At 34.0% G+C, this 22,484-nt stretch carries 17 protein-coding genes; 6 read left to right on the top strand and 11 right to left on the bottom strand.

The genetic code is table 11. The features are described from left to right. Window positions 1–77 precede the first annotated feature (77 nt). On the bottom strand, window positions 78–2,561 hold the full coding sequence (locus AC4PRO_RS11600; protein ID WP_074723003.1) for a TonB-dependent receptor: 2,484 nt from the start codon (window positions 2,559–2,561) through the stop codon (window positions 78–80). Between the two features lie 105 nt (window positions 2,562–2,666). Between AC4PRO_RS11600 and AC4PRO_RS11595 the strand changes: the two genes are divergently transcribed. Further along, window positions 2,667–3,305 carry a MarR family winged helix-turn-helix transcriptional regulator gene (locus tag AC4PRO_RS11595; protein ID WP_492117456.1) on the top strand — a complete coding sequence of 213 codons (639 nt, stop codon included), beginning with the start codon at window positions 2,667–2,669 and terminating at the stop codon, window positions 3,303–3,305. 298 nt (window positions 3,306–3,603) lie between these two features. Here the strand turns inward: AC4PRO_RS11595 and cysK are convergent, their stop codons facing one another. From cysK to AC4PRO_RS11565, 6 genes are all read right to left on the bottom strand, one after another. Beyond that, entirely contained in the window at window positions 3,604–4,518 is a 915-nt protein-coding gene (cysK, locus tag AC4PRO_RS11590; protein ID WP_492117455.1) for a cysteine synthase A, read from the bottom strand. A 617-nt stretch (window positions 4,519–5,135) separates the two neighbouring features. Continuing rightward, window positions 5,136–5,588, bottom strand: coding sequence for a DUF1569 domain-containing protein (locus AC4PRO_RS11585; protein ID WP_074723000.1), 453 nt, complete (start codon window positions 5,586–5,588; stop codon window positions 5,136–5,138). Window positions 5,589–5,698: 110 nt separating this feature from the next. Then, on the bottom strand, window positions 5,699–6,652 hold the full coding sequence (locus AC4PRO_RS11580; protein WP_492117454.1) for a hypothetical protein: 954 nt from the start codon (window positions 6,650–6,652) through the stop codon (window positions 5,699–5,701). A 132-nt stretch (window positions 6,653–6,784) separates the two neighbouring features. Beyond that, on the bottom strand, window positions 6,785–7,417 hold the full coding sequence (locus tag AC4PRO_RS11575; protein WP_492117453.1) for a hypothetical protein: 633 nt from the start codon (window positions 7,415–7,417) through the stop codon (window positions 6,785–6,787). A gap of 1,096 nt (window positions 7,418–8,513) precedes the next feature. Further along, entirely contained in the window at window positions 8,514–9,044 is a 531-nt protein-coding gene (locus AC4PRO_RS11570) for a ubiquitin-like protein (RefSeq protein ID WP_492117452.1), read from the bottom strand. Window positions 9,045–9,131: 87 nt separating this feature from the next. Beyond that, window positions 9,132–9,626: a DUF6265 family protein gene (locus AC4PRO_RS11565; RefSeq protein WP_492117451.1), complete on the bottom strand. Its 495-nt coding sequence runs from the start codon at window positions 9,624–9,626 to the stop codon at window positions 9,132–9,134. A 230-nt stretch (window positions 9,627–9,856) separates the two neighbouring features. On the opposite strand from AC4PRO_RS11565, the gene prfA reads away from it, so the two are divergent. The 3 genes from prfA (at window position 9,857) to AC4PRO_RS11550 (ending at window position 13,166) form a co-directional block, all read left to right on the top strand. Next, the gene (gene prfA, locus AC4PRO_RS11560; RefSeq protein WP_074722996.1) at window positions 9,857–10,933 is read left to right on the top strand and encodes a peptide chain release factor 1; all 1,077 of its coding nucleotides are present in this window, start codon (window positions 9,857–9,859) and stop codon (window positions 10,931–10,933) included. A gap of 197 nt (window positions 10,934–11,130) precedes the next feature. After that, entirely contained in the window at window positions 11,131–11,955 is an 825-nt protein-coding gene (gene pyrF, locus AC4PRO_RS11555) for an orotidine-5'-phosphate decarboxylase (protein ID WP_492117450.1), read from the top strand. Window positions 11,956–12,365: 410 nt separating this feature from the next. Next, window positions 12,366–13,166: an ABC transporter substrate-binding protein gene (locus tag AC4PRO_RS11550; protein WP_074722994.1), complete on the top strand. Its 801-nt coding sequence runs from the start codon at window positions 12,366–12,368 to the stop codon at window positions 13,164–13,166. Between the two features lie 117 nt (window positions 13,167–13,283). Here AC4PRO_RS11550 and AC4PRO_RS11545 read toward each other — a convergent pair whose 3' ends face one another. From AC4PRO_RS11545 to AC4PRO_RS11530, 4 genes are read right to left on the bottom strand one after another with little or no spacing between them, the layout of a single operon-like run. Beyond that, complete coding sequence (locus AC4PRO_RS11545; protein ID WP_492117449.1) at window positions 13,284–15,761, bottom strand: TonB-dependent receptor domain-containing protein; 2,478 nt, start codon at window positions 15,759–15,761, stop codon at window positions 13,284–13,286. Beyond that, window positions 15,700–17,067: an HTTM domain-containing protein gene (locus AC4PRO_RS11540; RefSeq protein WP_492117448.1), complete on the bottom strand. Its 1,368-nt coding sequence runs from the start codon at window positions 17,065–17,067 to the stop codon at window positions 15,700–15,702. Before AC4PRO_RS11540 ends, AC4PRO_RS11545 begins: the two co-directional genes overlap by 62 nt. Before the next feature lie 2 nt (window positions 17,068–17,069). Next, window positions 17,070–18,188 (bottom strand): imelysin family protein, encoded by a 1,119-nt coding sequence (locus AC4PRO_RS11535; RefSeq protein ID WP_492117447.1) that lies wholly within the window; start codon window positions 18,186–18,188, stop codon window positions 17,070–17,072. Between the two features lie 59 nt (window positions 18,189–18,247). After that, window positions 18,248–19,453, bottom strand: a complete 1,206-nt coding sequence (locus AC4PRO_RS11530) for a DUF4856 domain-containing protein (RefSeq protein ID WP_492117446.1) — start codon at window positions 19,451–19,453, stop codon at window positions 18,248–18,250. Window positions 19,454–19,777: 324 nt separating this feature from the next. Between AC4PRO_RS11530 and AC4PRO_RS11525 the strand changes: the two genes are divergently transcribed. Then, window positions 19,778–20,947, top strand: coding sequence for an imelysin family protein (locus tag AC4PRO_RS11525; RefSeq protein ID WP_492117445.1), 1,170 nt, complete (start codon window positions 19,778–19,780; stop codon window positions 20,945–20,947). Window positions 20,948–21,012: 65 nt separating this feature from the next. Beyond that, the gene (locus tag AC4PRO_RS11520) at window positions 21,013–22,413 is read left to right on the top strand and encodes a di-heme oxidoreductase family protein (protein ID WP_492117444.1); all 1,401 of its coding nucleotides are present in this window, start codon (window positions 21,013–21,015) and stop codon (window positions 22,411–22,413) included. Window positions 22,414–22,484 lie beyond the last annotated feature (71 nt).

The raw sequence follows: 22,484 nt of genomic DNA, 5'->3' as shown, positions 1-22,484 counted from the left end.
ATGAAAATTAAAACAATGAAAATCAAATAGATAAAAAATAAAATATTACGATTTTATTTTTTATCGGACATTAATGATTAAAATTCAACAATTACACCAAGATTAGGTATTACTTGTGGGTCATCATTTTTTACTCGTGTTGGTATTGCATTACTTCCATCTGCCTTTATCGCAAATCCGTCAGTAGTTTTAAAAGTACTATTGTCGGCTGTTCTTTCCCAAGTATATTCTGGTATTACCGGATTTTTTGCTACATACCAATTGGTTACATCCAAAAATAAATCGATAGTTAATTTTTTGAAATTGAACTTTTTGTCAATTCTAACATCACTACTGTTGAAGCCGCCTAAACGCTGGGAGTTTAATCTTGTGTAATCTAATGTTCCTCGTCCTTGAGATAGAAAATTGAGTCTTGAAGCATTTTCATCAAATGGCGTAAATGGTGCACCGCCTTGATAGCGGAATTTCAAACCTAATTCCCAGTTATGTTCAAATTTATAACCCCAGGTTACAGACAATAAATGTTTATTATCCCAGCTACTAGCAATCAATCGTCCATCGGCACCACTATACAAACTGCGGTAATAAGTATAAGAAAGTATTCCAAAAAACTTATCTGTTAATTTTTTCTGTGCGAAAAATTCTAAACCATATGACTGCCCTTTTCCATTTGTATTGACCGCCTCGTTACCTAAAGCTGTAAAATCTGTTCCAAGATTTGCTAAAGAAATTCCGTCTCTGAACGAAATCGCAACATTGCTATACTGTTTAAAAAAACCTTCTACTGTAAATCGCAATCCGTTATTTGGTAAAAATTCAAAACCAGTCGTGTAGTGCGTTGAACGGGTGTATTTTGCCTCTTTGTTGACTAATTCATCATTATTATTTGCATAGCCTAAAATCGTGTATACTGGCAATTTGTAATAAATTCCACTAGAAGCATTCACTGTCCATTTATCGGCCAAAACATAACTCAAAGAAAGTCGCGGCGATAAAGTTTTAAGTCCGTTCATTCCTGTTGTGGTGAAAGTATTCATGTCAGTACGAACGCCACCACTAATTCCTAGTCTATTATCAAACGCTCTTTTTCCAACTTGCACAAAAGAACCTAATCTTGCAAAAGGTTTCAACGGACTTGTAAAATTTTGATTTACTTGATTTTGAACAATGTTGTTATTGCTGTCTCGAACTTCTTTTTGTAGTACTGCAAATGTATTGTTGTCATATTCTGCCAATTGTGCTGATGCGCCATAAGCTATTTTCCAACTATTTTTGCTCTTATTAATATCAAAACGCAGTTTGGTTTCGGTTTCATTACTAACAAAATCCAGCGTTTGTGTTTGTGGTGTTGGGTTTTGATTGTCTTCAAATTTTTGAAGGTTGTTGTTAAAACGTGTTCTGCTCAAAGCTAAATTCCAAAACCCATCGGTTACGCTTCTTCTTAATGATGCACCAATTGTGTAATTCCATTGCTGAATGCTTGCATTAGAATTCGCTTGATATATTTTTTCTGGAGTTGCCTCTTTAGGAGTTAGAAATTTGAAATTATCAATTGCACCAATTCCGATAAAATTGAAAGTCATTTTATCATTAATCTTATGGGTTATTTTGGTTTGAAAGTCAGAAAAATCAGGAAGAAACGGAGCGTCAATTGCTTTTACTAGAAGTTGAAAATAGGATTTTCGGGCAGATAGTAAAAAAGTTGTTTTTTTGTTTGCCGATAAAGGACCTTCTAATGTAATCGCCGATTCTAGAATACTAGCTCGAATATTCCCCTGAAATTTATTTGCATTACCTACTTTTTGTTTAAATTGAAATACACTACTCAAAACATTGTCATACTTAGCATCAAAAGCTGAGGAGCTTAATTTGACATCCTCAATAAAAAATACGTTTAAAATTCCTTGTGGCCCGCCACTTCCGCCTTGCGTTTGAAAGTGATTGATAACAGGGATTTCAATTCCATCTAAATAAAATACATTTTCGTTCGGAGCGCCACCACGAATAATAATGTCGTTCCGAAATGTTCCTCCGCCTTGTCCTCCGCCAACGCCTGGCAAAGTTTGAATGACTTTACTAATATCAAAACTTCCTCCTGGATTGCTTCTAATTTCTTCTGCGGTTAATTTTTGAACACTAAGCGGCGTTTCGAGTGTGGCGGCACGAACACTGCGTTTATTAGAGTTTATGATAACTTCGTCCAAAACTGAATATTCTTGCTCAAGTTCTATCGTGAAAACTTTTTCGTTACCGCTATTCACCACAATATTATAAAGAGTCACTGTTTTAAAACCTACTGTACTTATGCTCAGGTTGTATGTTTTAACAGGGATATTTAAAATTCTAAATCTTCCAATAGAATCAGTTACTGTGGATAGATTGGTACCTGTAACGTTAATATTTACACCAACCAAAGACTGCTGGTTATTTTTCTGAAGTATTGTTCCGCTGATACTTCCCATGTTTTGAGAATAAGCAGATCCAGCAAGCAGAAATATAACGAGTAAAACAGTGATTTTTTTGAAAAAAGGAACGGTAAATTCTACTTTACTTTTATACATTAGCCTCTAATTTAGTTTGATGAAATACTATTTTTACGCAAAAATAGTGTAATTTATTATTATACCAAACTTTATTTATTTAATTTTGCTTTATAAAATACTAAAATGAATATGTATTCTAATATAAAAAAGCTAATTGATTGGACAGAAAAATACGAAAATCAACTCGCTGAGGGCGAACAATGGGATGATGAGCATTTTGCCAAATGGTTGTCGCTAGAAGCAAAAGTCAATAAAGAAAGCGAAGTCGTTTTATCTAAAAAAGCAAAACCAGCTCTCACGATGTACATTTATTTTATTTATAAATATGCGACATTTTATTCTCGAAAAATATTTAAAAATTCAGTAATTTATTCCATTGATGACCTTAGTTTTATGGCAAGTTTATTGCCAGACAAACAATTAATGAAAGGGGATGTAATTCGGAAAAATGCAACTGAAAAATCCTCTGGAAACGAAATTTTAAAAAGATTACTACGTCAGAAATTAATTAAGGAAACGGATAATCCAAATGACAAAAGAAGCAAGCTTCTATCAATTACTGCTGCTGGTTTGCAAGAAATACAGGCAGTTAGAGGTCAATTAGAAAAAATGGGTGAACTTGTTTCAGGCGATCTGACTGAGCAGGAAAAAATCATTTTAATAAATATGCTTTCTAAACTAAATGATTTTCATAGACCACTATTTGACGCCAATGATGAAAAATTAATAAATGAAAAGTTAGGGATTGTCAATGTAGACTGAAATCTTAGATGAAATTTTCGGTATTTTTCAAAGAGGGTTTGATCAAGTTTGTTATTTGTTGCAATTAGTTTATTTCAAAAGAATTAGTCTTTTTTTGTAATAATTAAAGTAGTTGTTTTGCATGAAGGATGGTAGTGGAAATCCTTTGTGAAACTTAGTGTAACAAAGATTGTAGCGTACAGCCTGACGCTGCTGCAACGCTAGTGGAAGCAGGGACATGCCCAGAAAAAGGACATAAAGAAACCGACTTGCTTTCACAAATCGGTTTTTTATTATAGTTGCTTTGTCAATAATTTTATTATTCAAAAAGACCTTCTACACTCAAATAGTGTTCTCCAGTATCATAGCAAAAAGTAAGGACTTTAGCATTTTCAGGAATTTCAGAAAGTTTTTTGGCTACTGCCGCTAAGGAAGCTCCAGAGGAAATACCTATTAGAATTCCTTCTTCTTGGGCAGCTCTTCGAGTGTAGTCATAGGCCTCGTCTTTACTCACTTGAATGGCTCCATCCAAGAGATCTGTATGTAAATTAGTAGGGATAAATCCTGCGCCAATACCTTGAAGAGGATGAGGACCGGGAGCGCCACCGCTAATAACTGGTGATGCTTCTGGCTCTACGGCAAAAACCTTAAGATTTGGATAATGTTTTTTCAGGATTTCAGCACAACCGGTGATGTGACCACCTGTCCCTACGCCCGTGATCATATAATCTAAACCATCAGGAAAATCTTTCAAGATCTCTTGTGCAGTTGTTATTTTGTGAATTTCAATGTTAGCTGGATTGTCAAATTGAAGCGGTAACCAAGCATTAGACATCTCTTCAGATAGTTCCTTTGCTTTCGCTATGGCTCCGTTCATTCCTAGTTCGCGGGGTGTTAACACGAATTCAGCACCGTAAATGCTCATTAAACGTCTTCTTTCTACCGACATGGATTCGGGCATTACCAATATTAAACGGTAGCCTTTTACCGCGGCAACCATGGCTAAACCTATACCAGTATTTCCTGAGGTCGCTTCGATAATAACACTGTCTTTTTTCAGTAATCCTTTTTGCTCTGCATCTTCAATCATAGACAAAGCGATTCGGTCTTTTATGCTGGCTCCGGGGTTTGTTTTTTCTAATTTAATCCAAATATTATGGTTGGGTCCAAACAATCTATTTATTTTTACGTGGGGAGTATGTCCAATGGTTTCTAATATAGTATCGTATTTCATTTTTGAAAGTTTTTATTTATTAAAGTAAATATAGCGTACTATAGAGACTCTACAAAAATAACAATTGTAAATAATTCATAAAAAATGCAAATCTTGGAATTAAAGACTTCTGTTCAGTTAGGAAGCGGATAGTAATAAATTTCTGTAAAAAGTAATTTTCATAAGCGAAGATAAATAGCATAGCGATGTTTAAAATAAAGTAGGAATACTTCGGAGAGCGGATGTTTTTACTTTTAATAAAAAGTTGCTTCTTGTTGCTAGCTTATTGGATTCGGTACGAAGTCAGGAGACTTCGCACAGCGAGTTTTGAATTTGTAAATTAGGAATTTAGAAGTTGGTAATAAAGAGAAATTTCCAGGAGTTATGAAGGGAATCTTTTGGTCGTGAAGGTGGTACGGCGCAAAGTTTTTTACGTTTTGTTTTTATGTTGGTAAACTAAAAATAATATCCTGGCACCCGGAGGTTTATCGAAAGTAAAAATAGAATTAATGAGCAGCAATCTTAAATTTTAAAAAGGAATACTTCGTAGTACCAGCTCTGTTGATCAAAGGTTTCATTGGAACTTCTTTAAGTACAACAAAAGAGTGGTTTTTAGTAACAGGCTATTTCCCGAGTTTTTATACTCCAAATTGTGTTAGATGATGGTTAAGATGTTTGTAAAACAAGTTGTTCCATTCCTGCGTAGTCAATTTTCCAAAAGAGTGAGATTCTTTATTGTCAAAATGGCTTTCTCCTAAAGTTTGCGTTTTTTTAATATATTCAACTAATTTCTTTTTCGACTCTTCAAATTCTATTGTATTTGTAATTAAAAATTGAGGTGCTGTTCTACCATTTTTAGGATATGGCTTATCACTTACAACGGCTTTTTTTACAAATGTTTTTAATAAAAATATTTTAAAGGAATTTGGTTTGGGGTATTTGTCCGTATAAACCATTTCATAGGTTACCGTGCAATGGGCAAGCATTTGTGATACATTCATTTTTCCCCATAAATTTTTCGTCGTTGGAGTTAGTTGGTTTATGCGATTTATGATTTCTGTTGCTTCGACTATATCAAAAAGATTTTTCATTGTCATTATTTTATAAGTATACTAATTTGTTAGGAACGAAACTAAGGTATGAAAATTTTTATTTGCATGAAGTTTGAGAAGCAGAAATGGCTAGAAATGGCTAGTTTTTTTTACCTTTCAAGTAAGTTACTAATCCAATTAAGGCAATCTTGAGAATCCATTATTGACCAGGAATGTGGGTGTTTACTTCCATCTAATTTAAACCCTTTGCCATAGCTGATGATTACATTTGCATCAGCATTCCCCATAACTTTTAACAGATTAACCATTGCTATAATATCAGTTCCATTCCAATCATACAAATCACGATGACGTTCCTTCATTAACCATTCAACATCAAAATCTGTATACATTCGCAATGGAATCTGTTTCAAGTATTTTGCATTTCCGCCTTCTTTTGCGCCATAGGAATAAATCGACGCTTCTATGTATTTTTCAGGATGTTTATAAGGTGTGCCGTATAATTTTTTATATCTCTCTATTATCCATTTTCCTTCATCAACTCCTGCTTCATTATAATTTCTTTCAATTTCCCTTTCACAGTATTGATACAGATGCGCTTTGTCTAACGGACTGTCTAAAGCAAAAATCCCTTTAGGCACTAGAAAATTGGTACCCGGATATTTAACTGCTTTTTCGGCATAACTCAAGGAAATCATTCCGCCATTTGATAAGCCTCCTAAAATAAAATTATCTTTAGAAACACTATATTCCTTTACTATTTCACTAAAAATTTTGTCCAAGATGTGAAATTCTGCATCTCTATTTTCTGTTCCAAAGTTAATAGAAGGAATAAGTACTAATAAACCTTTTTCAACCGCGAGGTGGTGTAATGTTATTTGTTTTAATAGATTTTCAGTGGTCTCACCTCCTGATGGTAGAATCACAAGGACGCCTTTAATTTCAGTTGTTGGGACTGATTTTAAATAATATAAAGTTGTTGAATCTCCGTCATTAATATACAGGTCATTTGTATCACAATCTTTTAAGATGATCTTTTCCATCTCTTGACTATATGACAGTGTAATAGTCAAAAGCGTTAGTAATGATAAACGGTATTTCATTTTTGAGTTAGTATTTAAGGGATAAAGCCTAGTTTTATAAGGTATTCTCGAAGGCAAAAATAGTATGCATAGCAATCTTTAAAATAAAGTAGGAATACTCGGGATAGCGGATGTTGGGGGCTGTAATTATTTTTATCTAGACATTAAATTTTCTTTCAATTTGAATTTTAATTCATCATATTCCATTTTCGAATTATTTTTCCATTCTTCTAATAAGGTTTTATCGTCTTCTGGAATTGTTGTTATTTTTGCGCCGTGAGCAATCCAATCTTTTCCATCAAAATATAATGATGACTTTATAAAATTATGAACTTCTTTAATTAACAAAATTGCATTTTGCATTATTTCAGAATCATAATTAATTTCCTCTTGAGTCATATAATAGGAATGTATATATGTGCTCAGTTTATATTGTAATTCTTTAGAATGTTTGAAATCATAATATTTGTCATTAACTCCTAAAATTTCACAAACTGCTTGATAGAATAATTGATATCTTTCTTTTAAACTTCCTTGTTTTTTACCGTTTTTTTCGATTCCATTTTTCGGTTTTGAATCTTCAATTATTGTTGCTATTTCGGATGAATCAGCACTTAATAGAATTTTTTTTAGGTCTAATGTTTCAAGTGCAATTCTTGAATCTAAACAAGCATAAATTAAAGCATTTGAATTTTTAAATTCTTCGGCATATATTAATAATTCTTCTGCCTGACGCTTTAAATAAATATAATTATTTTCTCTAAATTCTGTTCTATATGTATCCATTTTTAGCTCTTTTTTACTCGTCATTTTTGTTAATAGTCTCCGCTAGCGCGAGCTTCTCTCGTGCCCACACTCTAATTCAGGTCTATTTCCAAAATTGTGTGGTCATTATTAACATGATTTCTTACACTACTATATTCCCAATCTATAGGGTTCGTTACAAATCCTATTGCAACTGGATTGTTATGAATGTATTTTAATTTGTGTTCAAATATTTTTTGATGACCAAATCTCAATTGGTTTATTATTTTGTTGCCAAAATTTCTATTCTTTTTTCCTGCTCTCTCAAACATCCAACGCATCGATTTTTGTCTGCTTTTCTTCGACTGTTCGCTCTTTCAGGATCGAGTCTTACGGATTATTTTCGATGATTTTTCTCTAAATTTATATTTTCTGCTCATTGTTTTTAAAATAAAAATAGATCACTTCTGTTTGTGGGTACGAGCGGGACGCTCGCACTAGCGTTCAAGTTTATTGTATAACACTCGCGCCAGCGAGGGGCAATTTATAGCGATAAGCACAATCCCAATGATCAGTACAATGTTTTTTTTCATAATGTTGTTGTAAAATGTTAGCTAACTTAAAAAGAGGCAATAAACAGTCGCGAAATATTCATATTCAAATATATATTATTTTATTTACAATTGTTCGAATAGTTTTTATCTGGTCGGCTAATTTTTAGTGTATTAAACCAAAAAAAACCTTACTTTATTAAAGCAAGGCCGTTTCTATGAAGTGTACTAGTTTTTCTATTTAGTCCTTAGCATAATATATTTTTCAGAACTGGGTTTCCCTGATTGAATGCCTGATATTTCAGCGACAAGGCTGTCTTTTGAAACTTGGGTATAGCTTGTTTTTATTTTAAATACTGGACAAAGCCGTTACTTTTAAGTTTACTCGATAACGAAAATAGAATTGATAATATGCACTTTAATTGTGACTTTAAATAAGGAATGCTTGGAGTATGAAGGGAACTTATCGCAGAACGAATTTCTTATATTCCGACATTTATCATTTAATAAAAAATAACAAAGACTATTTTTAGTTTTAAAATATAAACAGTAGAAAAAATACGACATTGTAAATTTAGTAAGAACTACTAATTTTTTATAAATTTTTTAGTTTGACTGTTTTCAAATTGTAAGAAGTATAATCCATTATTTAAGTTCGCAATATTGATGTTTTGATTATTTGAAACTTCACCACTCATTATTTTAGCTCCTAAGCTATTGAAAATAGTATATTTTTCTGATTTTGTTAATCCTGATATTTTTATGGAATTAGTAGAAGGGTTAGGATTAAGATTTAATTTGTTGTTTTCTAGTTGTAGATCAGCAACGCCAAGAGAAGAATATAGGGACAATTGAAGAAAACTTTCCTTTTGGATGTTGTAATCGGCCAAAGTTCTTCCTTCTTCTAAAATTTGTCCAGCAAATTTTAATATTTGATCAGAAGGAGATATGCCTTCTTTATCTTGAATTTTAGCTTTTATATTTTCAACGGTGTCGTTTGCTTCGACCTCTAAGGCAATTGTTTTACCCTCGGGCGTCTCAACGAAAATTTGCATTGCAAATCCATTAAACGATAGAAAATAAATTAGAATAGGTAATATTTTAATGATTTTAAGCATGATTCTTTAGATTGGTAACGTTAATATTACTGGATATGGTTTTACTTATTTTATTCAAATACTATCGAATTAATAAGGTTTACTGTTCTATTTAGTCCTTAGCATAATATATTTTTCAGAGCTGGGTTTCCCTGATTGAATGCCTGATATTTCAGCAACTAGGCTGTCTTTAGAAACTTGGGTATAACTGATTTTTTGCGGATAATCGTGCGTTGGGTTTTCAAAAATAAGTTGGTTTTCTTTCGTTTCTGTAAGAACGAAGGCTACTGGTTTATCATCGTTTTGGCCTCTTACATTGGCGTTATAACTTAATTGCTCTTCTATTTGTTGCAACACGATGGTTTCGTAATGAATGGTATCTTTTCCTTTTAGAAAAAAAGAGTGCCCATTATAGGTGCTGTCGTTTGCTTTTTTCCAAGTTTCAGTGAGTGTTCCGTCAGTAGATTTGGTTTCCCATTGCCCTAATAGCCAACGTGCCATTTTGATTTTATCTTTTTCGTTGTCGTCAGTTCCAGTGTCCTCTGATTTTTTGCAGGAAATAGCGATTGTTATAAGCAGCAGTAAAGTGATTTTTTTATACATAGCGTTTTGAGATTGAGTTGTACTACAATGACGGTGCGAAATTATGAAAAAAGATCGTAAATAGCCCAGATAAAAGCGGCATCCTTTTTAGGGTTGAATGACGGAGGAATTAAACCCTAAAAAGATAGAGCGGATAGCTGGAAAATGCTCCAAAAAAAACTGTCAGGAAACTAGAGTTAACTATAAACTATTTTTCGTAATTTTGCACTCCAAATATAAGGACTAATAATATGTTAGATAGACTTCAAATAGTAAAACAACGTTTCGATGAGATTTCGGATTTAATCATTCAGCCGGATGTTATTTCTGATCAGAAGCGTTATGTGCAATTGAATCAAGAATATAAGACTTTGAAAGCTTTGGCTGAAAAGCGCGATGAATACGTGCTTTTAATAGCTAATATCGAAGAAGCAAATGAAATCATAGCCGACAATAGTGATGCAGACATGACCGAGATGGCCAAGATGCAGCTCGAGGAGGCAAAAGAAAGATTACCGGAATTAGAGGAAGAAATTAAATTCATGTTGATCCCTAAAGATCCTGAAGATGCTAAGAATGTAATGGTGGAGATTCGTGCCGGTACCGGTGGGGATGAAGCGAGTATTTTTGCAGGTGATTTGTTCCGTATGTACACTAAATACTGTGAGAACCGCGGTTGGAGAACCTCAGTTGTCGATATGAATGAAGGTACATCTGGTGGATTTAAAGAGGTGATTTTTGAAGTTACTGGGGAAGATGTTTATGGAACTTTGAAGTTTGAAGCTGGTGTGCACCGTGTACAACGTGTGCCACAAACAGAAACTCAAGGACGTGTGCATACATCAGCAGCGACTGTTATGGTTTTACCAGAAGCAGAGGAATTTGATGTGCAAATCGATATGAATGATGTTCGTGTAGATTTTTTCTGTTCTTCAGGACCAGGTGGACAATCGGTAAATACAACTAAATCAGCGGTTCGTTTAACGCATATTCCAACAGGATTAGTAGCGCAATGTCAGGATCAAAAATCACAACATAAAAATAAAGACAAGGCATTTGGCGTTTTGCGTTCCCGTTTATACGAGCAGGAATTAGCTAAAAAACAAGCCGAAGATGCTACTAAACGTACTTCTCAAGTGAGTTCTGGTGACCGTTCGGCAAAGATTCGTACGTATAACTACGCACAAGGTCGTGTAACGGATCACCGAGTAGGATTGACTTTATATGATCTAGGAAATATCATGAATGGTGACATTCAGAAAATTGTTGACGAACTAGCGTTAGTTAACAACATGGAAAAATTAAAAGAAGCTAGCGAAGTTTTTTAATATAATAGCCTCATTTATTGAGGCTTTTTTTTTGGAGCAATTTCCCGCTATTCGTTACAATCTTTTCTTTTTTAAATAAAAAAGAAAAGGATTTCCACTGCTATCGGGGCTAGAGAATAGAATATAATTCAAGAAAGTGCAATTAAGGTCTTATGGGAAAACCTGAAACTTTAAATTTTTAAACTTTAAACTTTTTTATGACTACACAACAACTTATAGATCAAATCAAAATTAAAAAATCATTTCTAGCCGTAGGATTAGATGTTGATTTAGATAAAATTCCGCAACATCTTTTAGAACTCGAAGATCCCATTTTCGAATTCAACAAAGCGATAATTGATGCGACTCATGATTTATGTGTTTCCTATAAACCCAACACCGCTTTCTATGAAGCGTATGGAATTAAAGGATGGATGTCGTTACAAAAAACGATCAATTATATCAACGAAACCTATCCAAATATTTTCACGATTGCCGATGCTAAACGTGGTGATATAGGAAATACCTCTTCAATGTATGCTAAAGCTTTCTTTGAGGATTTAAACTTCGATAGCGTTACCGTTGCTCCCTATATGGGAAAGGATTCAGTAGAGCCATTCCTTGCTTTTGAAAACAAACATACCATTATGCTTGCCTTAACCTCTAATGAAGGTGCTTTTGACTTTCAAACGCTTACTGTGGACGGAAAGGAATTGTACAAGCAAGTGCTAGAAACTTCTACATCTTGGAAAAACAGTGAAAACCTAATGTATGTGGTTGGTGCTACTAAAGCAGAATATTTCACTGAAATCCGTAAGATTGTTCCAGACAGTTTCTTACTTGTTCCCGGAGTAGGAGCACAGGGAGGAAGTTTATCTGAAGTATGCAAATACGGAATGAATGCCAATGTAGGATTGCTGATTAATTCTTCGAGAGGAATTATATATGCTTCAAATGGAACTGATTTTGCCGAAAAAGCAAGAGCAGAAGCTTTGAAAATGCAGCAGGAAATGGAAGGAATAATTAGTTTAAAGTTCATGTGATTGTCTATAAAAAAGGATCGTTAATTTTTTAAGCTTGTGCTCAATTTAAAATTGAAATGTTTTTTCAACCATTAAGATATTAAGTTTCATTTAGTGGATTGTTTAGCATAAGCTATTGCTATTTGCGATTAAAAAATATTAAAACACAGAAACATACAAACATAGAAAAGGCTTCGTGCTCTTTGTGTTTAAATTTATAAAGCCTTAATTTTTCTAAATACCTAATTGGTTTAAAATCTTTGTGCCGCTTGCGAAAGCTTTGCGTACTTTGCGGTTAAGAAAATCTTTGTGTTTAAATTTATAAAGCCTTAATTTTTTTAAATACCTAAATGGTTTAAAATCTTTGTGCCGCTTGCGAAACCTTTGCGAACTTTGCGGTTAAAAAAACCTTTTTGTTTAAATAAAACAATATGAAAACCCTAACAGATCAACTCGGAACGACACATACTTTTGAAACTTCGCCTCAGCGTATCATTTCGTTAGTTCCTTCTCAAACGGAATTACTTTATGATTTGGGTCAGGAAGCAAAAATCATCGGGATTACTAAATTCTGTGTGCATCCGTATCATTTTAAATCAACCAAAAAACTTGTTGGAGGTACCAAAAAAGTGCATTTCGAAAAAATCCGTTTATTAAATCCGGATCTTATCATTTGCAATAAGGAAGAGAACACCCAGGAAATTGTTGAAAGACTAAGTGAAATATGCCCGGTTTGGGTGACCAATATCATTACCATAGAAGATAATTTTCAGATGATAACTGATTTTGGCCAACTTTTAAATTGTAGAACCGAAGCACAGAAATGGAATGATAAATTGGCTTTTGCCTTGAGCGATTTTAGAAACTTCATCAAAGACATTCCAATCAGGAAAGTAGCTTATTTTATTTGGAAGAATCCTTATATGGTTGCGGGTTCAGACAATTTCATCAATGAATTGTTGAAGCTGAATCACTTTAAAAACATATACGATGACAAAGGACGTTACCCCGAAGTCGAACTGGAGAAAATGAAGACAGAAGGTGATCCAGAAATTGTTTTTCTTTCGTCTGAACCTTTTCCGTTTAAGAAAGAGGATGGATACGAAATAGGACAATACACGAACAAAGTGCAAACAATTCTAGTAGATGGCGAAATGTTCTCTTGGTACGGCAGCCGACTTTTAAAAGCCTTTGATTATTTCAAAATGCTGCATAAAAATTTAGAAAAATAGTTTTTATTTTTCCTGAAGTGACAATTCTCCTTTTGCCATTATTAAAAAACCATTTATAAATTAAGATCTGATCCTTAATTTATAAATGGTTTTAAATTTTAATACTTCTTCGATGTTTTAAAATACAAACTCCAGAGTAGTATAAAAAGTTCTAGCGTCTGATGGAATGATTCCCGGCCCAGGGTATCCTGTAGCTCTTCTTGTAAAATAACTGTTATTTGTGAAATTAGTTACTCCAGCTTCTAGTTTCCATTTTTTCCATTTGTAAGAGGCAGAAAAGTCGGCAACATAATAAGAAGGGATTTCTCCAAATATCCCGTAAGTGTTATCATTGATGTCTGTTTTGCTATTGTTCGCTTCTGTATATTGCGAAGAAACATAGGTAAATTGCAGGCTAGACATGAAATTTTTATATCCAATTCCTGTTCCAGTTTTGATGTTAAAAAGAGGGACAAATTCGACTTTGTTTCCTTCTATATTGGGCGCATCCGATTTTAAGTATTGTGAATCGGTTAAGGCGATGTTAGAAAACACATTCCAGATAAAGTTTTCTTTTCGTTCAAAGAAAGTTTTGTTTAAACTCCAGTCAAACATGGTTTCAAAACCATAAGTAACGGCAGTACCTATATTAGAACGGTAACGTACTACAGCCGCAGATCCATTTGGATTACGGGTTTCATATTCACCAATTTTGTCGTTGTAATACAAGCCGTAAATACTGGCGTCAAAAGTTACTTTGTTGCCTAGTTGTCCACGTACACCAATGTCTGAAGTAAATCCTTTTTCATCGCTTATATTGGGATCAATCACATTACTTGGACTCACGGTACGGATGTCGTTAAAAGTCACTGAGCGGTAATTTTGAGACAGGTTTCCGTAAAATTCAATTTGGTTTTGAGGCTTGTAACTCAATCCAACACCTAATAATACAAAATTCCTGTCTTTGACATTATTCTCTTGTTGATTTTCGTCAAGGATAACATTTCCAGCTAAGTCTAGGTTTATTTTTCGGTAATACCCTTCGGCTTGCGTACGTATTTTTTCAAATCTAAAGCCAGGTGTAATAGAAAAATTCGAGGATATTTTGAAAATATTTTCTCCAAAAACAGCAAGATTTAAGTTCGGGAACGTATAATCTGACTGGTTTGCATAGAACGGAAATTCGTTATTGGCTAAATTAAAATTGGCATCACTATCTGAGCTACCCGGTCCTTGTAATCCGGTATTTTTTGATTGGTAGTATTTAGCTCCAATTAAAAAGGCACTTCTATTATCGTTAATGCTGTAGCGTTTTAAGTAACGTGCTTCGGCTCCCCAGTTCACAAAATCGCCTACGATTAAATCCCGAACGGTTCCTTCAGAATCAGAACTTGAAACACGGTTTGAGCGATATCCCACCGTTTTTCTACTGGCATCTAAACCAAATAACTGTAAGGAAAAGTCAGCATCGTTATTGAACTTATGCTCTAATTTTAAAGCAAATAGATTCCAGTCTACTGCAAACCAGTTTCTGGTTCTGTTGCTTTGTTTGGGATCTTGGTTGAACATGAAATCAGTTAAACCACCAGCTTGTTGAGCTAAGTAATTAAAATAGGTATAATCAAAATGCAAAGAGGTTTTGTCATTCAATTGATAGTTGAGATTAGCATAATAATTCTTGCTTTCAAACTCGGAGTTGGGTCTAAAACCATTTCCTTGTTTGTAATTATAAAAACTGTAGTAGCTGAATTTTTTGTTCGTTCCGCTTAGGGAAGTAAAATTGGTAAACAAACCATAAGATCCTACCGTATTTCGAGATGTAAATTCAAAAGGTTTTTTAACCGGTGATTTTATCTTGAAGTTCACCAAACCTCCAAACTGGGTTCCGTATTGCAAAGAGGCAGCTCCTCGAACGACTTGTATTTCTTCTAAAGCTTCTGTAGGTGTAGCGTAATAACTTTCAGGGTACCCTAGGACATCTGCGCTAATATCGTAACCGTTTTGGCGCGTGTTGAAATTTGAGGTTCTGTTTGGGTCTAATCCACGACCACCTATACTTAGTTGTAGTCCACCATCGGAGCTTTCGTTAATTGTTAGGCCCACTACTTGAGCAAATATTTGACGGGCATTGTTGGTTGCTTTATTAGCCGTCAATTTATTTATAGATACGACCTCAGTCTTTTTACCGGCATAAATAGCAGTGCCCTCAATATCTTTCAGCTTGTGAAGTGCAAATATTTTTTCGTTTTGTTTCTTGATGATTACTTCAGAAAGGTTGTTGATTTTATTCAATACAATCGTTAGAGTGCTTCCGGTCGTAATACTGTTTTGTTCTACTATGGAATAACCCTCTTTGAAGAAAACAAAATCAAAACTTCCTGATTTTTTTAAATCAATTTCAAAAGCGCCTAAAGCGTCTGTAAATACTTTCGTATTGGACGTTTTATTGTATATTTCTACAGCTATTAATTTTTTTCCGTTTCCATCAGTAACTACACCCGCAATTTTATTTTGGGCAAAACTACCTACAGAAAACAATAAAAAGATGAGAATACTAAAATCCCTTAATCGTGTCATTGAAAGGCAGTATCCAAGTTTTGTGTTTGAAATTTTCATTTTCGTTTGCTAGATTTATTTTTGGGTCTATATATTTTTGGCTTAATCTTCCGTTTAGTGCTACATAGCTTTCTACATAAACTTCCGGATTATTAAGGCCTTGTTTTTGATAATAATCGTGTAAATAATGAGCATATTCCAAAATGAAATCGGGCTGGAAAGCCATTTGTTTTTCTTGAAATGTGGTCAAAAAGTGACTGTTGTTGATGGTAATTTCCTTTTTAGAAACAGCATCTTTTACTTTAAACGTGGCATATCCTGCTTTTTCCATCAACATAACGCGCCACGTGAATCGGAAACCTTCTTCAGTCCAAAACAACTCATTGGGATAACATAAATAACGAAAAGGGAATAATAACTGAAACGCAATAAAGCAGCTTATAAAAACTAATTTTGTTTTATATAGAGAGTTAAGATTGGGTATTTTTTCTTTTCCATTTTCGAATATTAAAATAGGAATGGAAATCAGTTTCCCTAAAAAGGACAATGCTTTTTTATGGAAATTAGCATCAAAGAAAATCAAAGAACTGATGATCATTACATAAGGGAAAACGCCAATTGGGAATAATATTTTAGTTAGAATATGAAATACAACAACTAAAATAAAACCGAATATTCGGGTTCTTTTGTAAAGTAATAAAAATACAATTCCGAGATCATAGATAGCTCCAGTCCAGCTAAAAACATAATGTACCCAGTTTTCATTTAGTAATGAACCTATTAATGGGAGATTAGAGTTATTAGGCAACCATATTTTAAGAGGCATAGCTTGTAATAACCAGTCAGAGTTTAGTTTTGCTAAACCAGCATAGAAGTAAACAATAGCCAATAATAATTTTAAAATGTCAATATTCCAACGTGGGATTTTCTCAAATCGGTTTTTTTCATTCTTTAAAGCATCCACTGAAAAATAACAGTTTGCTGGTAAAAATAACAGCACAAGACTAATAATAGTGATGAAATAATAATGATTAAGGTAAGTTGTCTTGTCTAGTAGTTCGATGTAGGTAAAGCTCAAGAAAAAGGCAGCGATAGCCCACTTGTATTTATATCCTATTGCAACAAATAAAGCAGCGATTCCAGCAATGATAAAAAGTAAATAGGTGTAGTTCCCAAAAGGTTTTACCCACTGAAACCCGTAATACGTAAAATGAAATTGCGGATCAATATAGAATTTCTTAATCCATCCGTAACTAGCAAAGCGAATTAAACTCAATAGCATCATTAAACCAAACGCTAGCCTAAAGAAAGCTAGCGTCGAGGCATTTGAATAGGTATTCAGATATTTTTTAATTTGGTTACTCATAATTAATCACCGTCTCCATCAACATAGTCAATAGTAATGTTTAAAGCTTGCATCATGTCTAGTTTAGTATAGATTACATTTTGTTGTAACGCATCGTAAGCTAGGATCATTTTTGCATTATCTGTATTTATCTGACTTGAGAAGCTGTTGTTTAGAGTAGCATTTACTGCAAAAATAGCGGTAAATTGATTGTTGATAATCGTGCTCAGATTTTGGCCGTTACGAACAGTTTTAAGGTAATCCAAATAAGATGCTAAACCTTCTCCTGAGGTGGTTTTATTAAAGTGTTTTCCGTTAAAGAAATCTTGTGAAGCTTGAATGGCCGTGTTTAACAACTCTTTTGAAACATCGTTTTTATAAAAACCTTCTACTTTCTCTGGGTATTTTACCCCGCCAGAGAAAACCCCTGCTGGAATTCCAAGTTTTCCAGAACGTACATTTTTCTCTAAATTCTTTACGAAGTTATTTGTAGTAATGTTTACCGAACTGCTTACAGAAGTTCCGCTATTGGCAATGTAACTGTTTCTATAACTTGAATTCCAGTCTGCTAATACAGTGTCTGCACTTGACTTTAAGCGCGTAACGACATCGGTTAAGTATTTTTTATAGTTTGCTGCATTTACGTTAGTAGTATAACGAGCTACAATTAACGCATCAGTAGTATTTGATCCATTAATCAAATAATCCAAAGCAGGGAAACCTTGTTTGTCAAATTGAGACAACAATGCCAGATTGTATCCACCGGCAGTAACATTAGCCTCAATAGCTGTGGCATTAGTAGGGTAGGTGTTAGCGCTCTCTTTTAAGTTGATTTCCTCTGATTTACCAAAACTGTATATAGCAACATATTGATACGCTTTATAGGCTTCTATCCATGAGGCTCTTACCGCTTGAAGATTTGCTTCAGTTGAGACAGTATTGAAGGTATTGATATTAGTGGCTAATACTTCTATTTTAGCTTGGTAATTAACATAGCTAGGAATGATAATGTTGTCTGCCCAGTTTGTTAAAAGTAGCGTTCGGTTGTAATTATTACCATCCGTACTAGTTTCGCTGCTGTCATTTGATGAACAAGCTGCGATAGTTAGTAAAGCACCAAGGAGTATAAATAGTTTTTTCATTTTAATAAATTTTGTGCAAAAATACAAAACCAATTGTACTTATTTGTATTAATTCTAAATTAATTTACTGTAGCAGCTTGTGTAACTGTGAATCCAAATTTAGTTGCAATTTGCGCTGATATGCTGTCTAATTTTGTTCCAAGCGTATCAATGTCCCAAAATCCATTTGTACCGCTTACCATAGTAGCTAACATTGCATCAACTTCTGCTTTTGTAAAATAAGGTTTGTCCGTACCTGGTTTGTTCGTATATCGCAATGAAATTATAAAACCGTATGCTTCTGAAAGTGCGTGAAACGCTTTAGCACCTTTATCAGTAATTAATTTTCCTTTTCCTTCTTGAAGATAGAAAACAGCTCTAACTGCAGGAACTAATGCTAGTTTAGCTTTTATTATGTCAATTTGTGCATCACGTGTAGCGTAGTCATTAGCTACAATCGCTGCTCTACCGGTACGAAAAGCTAGGTTGATATCTGCTTTTACAGTATTGAAATCAGTATCAGCATTTACTTGATCTATGTAGCTACTCCAAAATTTTGTACCATCCACACCATAGATGTAACCGTAAGCCTCATCCCAAGTATGTTCCATTGTAGTGTACGTTTTACTGTCTTCTAAAACTTTATTGGTGTTATTTATTTTATTTGTTCCTTCGTCTAATTTGTTTTTACTTAAATAGTTATTGACGATTTGATCCATAAAGCAAGCGCCCATCATTCCTTTTAATAGAACTTGTTGTGGTTCTAATCCATTGGCAGCAAACAATCTTTTGCTAGTTCCATCAAGATAGGAACCTGCTACACCTGCTGAAGCTGTTGTACCTAGACTTGCTGTATTTGCTAAAGTTAATTGAGTTTCAAAGAAAGATTGAACACTTACTTTTTCAGTAGTTGTTCCACCACCTAAAAATAATTGAAAGTAGTCTTTTGATGCTGCAGTTTTATCTTTTAATTGTTTTCCAGAAGTATTTAAAGCGATATTTTCAAAAGCGTTGTTGGTATTAGAATACATATTGCTTAAAAGGGTTTGACTTACAGCTGTTCCATTTGTAGCGGCAATTTTAATGCTATTTCCCATTTCCTCAAGCATAAGTAAACGACTACTTTGTCCAGAAAAGTCTACGGTTGTAGTACTACTTCTTTCAAAGGTGTACGTTGCTGGAACGCTATAATTAGGTTTTTGTTCTGTAGTATCATCATTTGAACATGAAGTGATTGTTAACGCTGTCAATAGTAACGTTGAGAGTAGAACTTTATTAAGTGTCATAACAGTTGTTTATTTAGATTGAATAAGAATAGTTTTGTGCAAATATATAACTCAATTTTAGAATTCCAAAACTTTGTTTAGAATTTTTCTAAATAATATTTATCTGTTGTGATTAAACAGTTGTACAAGATGTTGCTATTGCTTAACGATGGAGGTTTTTAGAATATAAAGAAATTTATTTCCTAGTATACACTAAGATTCAGTTAGCAAGATTGTTATAAATATTACTTCATTTTTATTTAAAATTAATCTAGATAACATTTTGACGTTTAAATAAAAGTAAATACTTTCGCCTTAAATTTAATTAATCTAAATAATAATAAAATGAATAAAGCGCTTTTGAGAACATCATTATTTTTACTAATCGGTGGTTTAATATTCTCATGTAATAATGATGACGATAATTCAACCGATTCTAATGTCACTAAAAAACAGGTTGTAGCAAACTATGCTGCTATTGCTTACGCCAATTATAAACAAGCTTATGATGATGCTGTTGTTTTAGAAACAGCGATAAATACTTTTACGAATGCTCCAACTCAAGCTAATTTTGATACAGCTAAATCAAAATGGAAACAATCAAGAGAGAGTTACGGAACAACGGAAGCTTTTCGTTTTGCAAATGGTCCCGTTGATGATGAAAACGGACCAGAAAGTCTAATGAATGCTTGGCCTTTAGATGAAAATTATATTGACTATGTAGATGGAGCAAGTGCTTCAGGAATTATTAACAATCCAGTTTTATTCCCCATTATTGATAAAGCATTTTTAGAAGCTGAAAATGAAAATGGTGGAGAAAAGAATATTAGCGTAGGATATCATGCTATTGAATTTTTACTGTGGGGACAAGATTTATCTGCTCCTTCTGAGAAAAAAGCAGGTTTAAGACCTTATACCGATTATGTTGTAGGTGGAACTGCTACATTTCAAAGTCGAAGAGCTACATATCTAAAAGTTTGTGCTGATTTATTGACGGATAATTTAGATTATATGGTAAACCAATGGAAGGTAGACGGACCATATAGAAAAACGTTTTTAGCATTATCTGATGATCAAGCAATCAAGAATATTTACTTGGGAATAACAACGCTTGTTTCGGCTGAATTGCCTGTTGAGCGTATGTATGTTGCTTTAGGAAATGCAGATCAAGAAGATGAACATTCTTGTTTTAGTGATAATACACACAGAGATATTGCTTTGAATTTACAAGGTGTTATTAATGTTTACCAAGGAAAATATGGCATTATTGACGGTCCTTCGTTAGAAGATTTAGTGATGCAAGCTAATGTAGCTGTTTACAATGATACTAATGTGGCTGTAACTGCTTCTTTAAATAAAGTAGCAGCGATTATAACCCCATTTGATTTAGCCATTTCTGGTGGAATCGACTCTGTTGAAGGTGCTAAGGTTAATGTTGCTGTTGTAGCACTTAAAAATTTAGGCGCGAATTTATTGGCTGGAGCTGTAAAGATAGGAATTATTGTTAATGGGTAATTTAAGAATATTTGTATAATTTAAAGTGTCCTTTTTTTAAGGACACTTTTTTCTGTTTTAAAATAATGAAGAATAGTGTAAAGATTTTGTTTTTGTTAATTGGTTTTCAATTCTATAGCTGTACTAATAGTGATGATAAATACATTCCGCTTACTGCCGAAGAAGGGGAACAATACTCAGGAGGTGAAACTACCTTTTTTAATGCTACTGAAGAGGCTTTTGGCTTTTCGGCACCTAATTTGACTTTTGACGAACAAGGTGATTTCGGAATCGGGAATTCCTTTTTTCGTCAAAGCTGGGTTACAGCGCCGGCCTCTACAACTGCTAGAGATGGTTTAGGGCCTTTTTTTAATGCAGTTTCCTGTTCTGGATGCCATTTTAAAGATGGTCGAGGAAGACCTCCTTTAGTAGATGGAGAAACGGCACATGGTTTATTGTTGCGTTTAAGTGTAACTGGTGTCAACAGTAACGGCAGCTCTTTTTCGGATCCTATTTATGGAGGACAACTGCAAGATAATGCCATTTTAGGACAAACCGTAAAAGGAAAATTTAACATTGTTTATGAGGACATAACGGAAACTTTTGATGATGGAACTTTAGTAGTACTTAGAAAACCCAATTATCAAATTAATAGTTTAGGTTACGGTGCATTTGCTTCAGGTATAAAAGTATCTCCTAGAGTAGCCAATCAAATGATCGGTTTAGGCTTATTAGAAGCAATTGATGAAAGTACATTACTTAAATGGGCAGATCCTAACGACAATAATAAGGACGGAATATCAGGAAAACTAAACTATGTTTACGACATTGCTTCAAATTCAAAAAAAATAGGGCGCTTTGGCTGGAAAGCAAACCAACCCAATGTTCGGCAGCAAGTAGCTGCTGCTTTTTCGGGTGATATCGGACTTACGTCTAGTTTATTTCCAACAGAAAACTGTCCGCCTGGCGTAGATTGTGATGCAATAGCTAACGGAGGAACACCTGAAATCACAGACTCTAATCTAAATAAAGTAGCCTTATATTCGAGTACGCTTGCGGTTCCTGGCAGAAGAAATTACAAAGAACAAAACGTTTTAGAAGGAAAGAGAATATTCGAAACAATTAATTGTACGAGCTGTCATATCGCTAAAGTACAAACGGGAAATTCACATGCGATTACAGCCTTGCGTAATCAAACCATTAGACCTTATACAGATTTATTGTTGCATGATATGGGAGCTGGTTTAGCGGATAACGCCCCCGATTTTGAGGCTTCTGGTAACGAATGGAGAACGCAGCCTTTGTGGGGAATTGGTTTGATCAATACCGTAAACAAACATACTAATTTATTGCATGATGGTAGAGCTAGAAATGTTACCGAAGCGATTCTATGGCATGGTGGCGAAGCTCAGAAAGCAAAGGATAGCTTTAAAAAACTAGCTGCAACCGAGAGGAACAAGCTATTTGAATTTATAAATTCACTCTAGTAGTTTTGTAAACTAAAAAAAGGGATTCTGATAGTTATCAGAATCCCTTTTTTGTTTTGAAATAGGTTTAA

It is taken from the genome of Flavobacterium sp. DW-iso2 (assembly GCF_058725285.1).
The sequence above is the reverse complement of the archived record's forward strand: the minus strand, read 5'-3'. Positions and strand labels throughout refer to the sequence as shown.